This is a genomic window from Ferroplasma sp. Type II (assembly GCF_000496155.1).
Window position 1 is genome coordinate 2,523 of the sequence record NZ_KI542760.1, and the last position, 2,276, is coordinate 4,798.

General features: G+C 37.7%; 2 protein-coding genes. Both read right to left on the reverse strand.

What is annotated here, in order from left to right; genetic code table 11:
* Nucleotides 1-114 precede the first annotated feature (114 nt).
* Nucleotides 115-1,482 carry an adenylosuccinate lyase gene (gene purB, locus AMDU4_RS10185; protein WP_021787894.1) on the reverse strand — a complete coding sequence of 456 codons (1,368 nt, stop codon included), beginning with the start codon at nucleotides 1,480-1,482 and terminating at the stop codon, nucleotides 115-117.
* A gap of 101 nt (nucleotides 1,483-1,583) precedes the next feature.
* Complete coding sequence (locus tag AMDU4_RS10190; RefSeq protein WP_021787895.1) at nucleotides 1,584-2,096, reverse strand: hypothetical protein; 513 nt, start codon at nucleotides 2,094-2,096, stop codon at nucleotides 1,584-1,586.
* Nucleotides 2,097-2,276 lie beyond the last annotated feature (180 nt).

Consider the following 2,276-nt stretch of genomic DNA (forward strand, 5'->3'; position numbering starts at 1 on the left):
CGGTCGACTCTGAGGATCCCCCTCTTCAGTGATCTCTGTATACCGGTAATTGATTTTTCCTCACCGTTGATTTCGTTCAATATTAATTTGTATTTTTTTGTTTCCTCGAAATTTTCAATCATATATTTCACCTGCTAGATATTTTTCAAGGTTCTCGGAATTTCGTATTGAATTTTCACAAATTTCCTTTGAGACACCAAGAAAGTTTTTTGGTTCCATTGCTTCATCGAGGATTTTCCCAGAAATGAAGTTAAGTATGCCCTTATGTAACAGTGATTCCCTGAACGTTATTTTATTTTCGTATGCATACATAGATGCTTCTCTGACGAATTCATGTGAATCCTGTCTTGGCATGCCATTTCTTGTTAGTGCTGTTGTAACACTTTCTGACATAATGAACTGATCACCGTATGCCCTTTTTTTCATTTCCTCACTGTTGATGAATAGATGACTAATAACACCGGTCATTTTTGTTATAATATCGTCGGCAAGTATGGATACATATGGTATTGTGAACCTTTCCAGTGCACTGTTTGTAAGGTCTCTTTCATGCCACTGCACACCAGCTTCATACTCAGGTATTATGAAAGACCTTATCAGTCGTGCCAGACTGACGATATTTTCAGACACTATGGGATTCCTCTTTGATGGCATAGAGCTTGATCCGACCTGCCTGTCCATATCGAAATATTCTGACAATTCATATATTTCCGGGCGTTGGAGGTTCCTTACCTCAGTTGCAAATTTTTCTATGGATACCGATATATTGTTTATTATTGAGAGGTATTCTATATACCTGTCCCTCCCAACTATCTGGGTTGATGCCGTTTCATGTGTTATTCCCAGTATTTCACAGGTTTTTTCCTGTATTTTCAGTGCATTCATTCCAAGTGCTGCACCTGTTCCTACAGGTCCCAGTATTTTTCCGGCTATCATCCTTTTCTTTCCCTCCTGAATTCTTTCAAGGTGCCTGTTTATCTCTGAAAGATACACAGAAAACTTCAGTCCGAGGGTTATTGGGGATGCATGCTGGCCGTGTGTTCTGCCCACCATTATTGTATCCTCATTTTTCCTTATAACAGTGATGAGTGCCTTGCTCAATCCCACGAGATCAGAAGTTATTATACTGAGAGCGCGCTTAATCTGGACTGCCGAGGCAGAATCGTTTATATCGTTTGATGTTACACCAAAGTGCACATAATTTTTTCCAGTTGTGCATTTTTCTGTAAGTGCCTCTACTATTGACATAACATCGTGGTTGATGGCTGATTCTATTTCCTTTACCCTACTTATCTTTACTTCATTATTGTCAACAACCCTTTTTATGTCCATATAAGCTTCTTCAGGTATAATGCCGTAATATGACTCTGCCTGGGCTATTGCACTTTCAACATTGAGCATGATATGTAATCTTGTTTCTTCTGAAAATATGTTTTTTACATCTTCCCTGCCATATCGGTAATCCAGTGGTGAAACGATCATATAAGCCTATTACATTTAGTTTAAAGTTTTTTTTGTTACAGAACCGGAGGAGTATCAGATCCATAATAATAAAAATCTCTTTCTGGGGTTTAAATGCATTATTATTTACGGGAATTTATCTTCCTGAAAAGTATGGTAACCATAGCCAGTATTATTCCAGAACCTGTCAGAAGTGCACCTAAGGCAGCAATATAGCTTGCATCAGTAACCCTTAAAAATTCTGATTCTTTAATGAAATTATAGTCCATGGTTGGTTTATGGCCTGTAATGATTACATATTTATACGTGCCATTTAAATTTGCATAATATGGTTCCCCATCAACGTATTTTTCTGGCGTCACAGTATAATTGCCTATATTGGAGGTATTAAAGCCGGACGCATGTTCTGTAAACTCTGTACAGCTGACGAGGCCGGCAGAGGAATTGTCGGAGGATACCATTATAAGCACCATATTATTTGAAAAATTGAAGGTAGGCGATGTATAAACATCACCTGAATGCTTATTCACAGTATTTCCAGACGGCTCTCCGGTAATTGTGAGAACTCCACCTATAGCAAGGGAAGTTCCTATTACTATGAATATTATTCCCACTATTATTTTCTTGCTTGCCATTTATTTTGCATTTAAAATCATTATATAATTATTGTCAGAGTGAAAGATCCAGTGTTCCCTGATTGATTTCATTCTCCATTTTCTTTACACGTTGATTAACCTCTTCAGCTGTAAGACCGCACTCAATAATTTCCATATAGAGTTCATAATTGTCCTTTTCTGGATCAATTTGCCCCTGAA

What these genes read in the sequence shown, in the direction of transcription:
- purB (WP_021787894.1), bottom strand. Translation starts at nt 1,482, where the DNA reads ATGATCGTTTCACCACTGGATTACCGATATGGCAGGGAAGATGTAAAA.
- AMDU4_RS10190 (WP_021787895.1), bottom strand. Translation starts at nt 2,096, where the DNA reads ATGGCAAGCAAGAAAATAATAGTGGGAATAATATTCATAGTAATAGGA.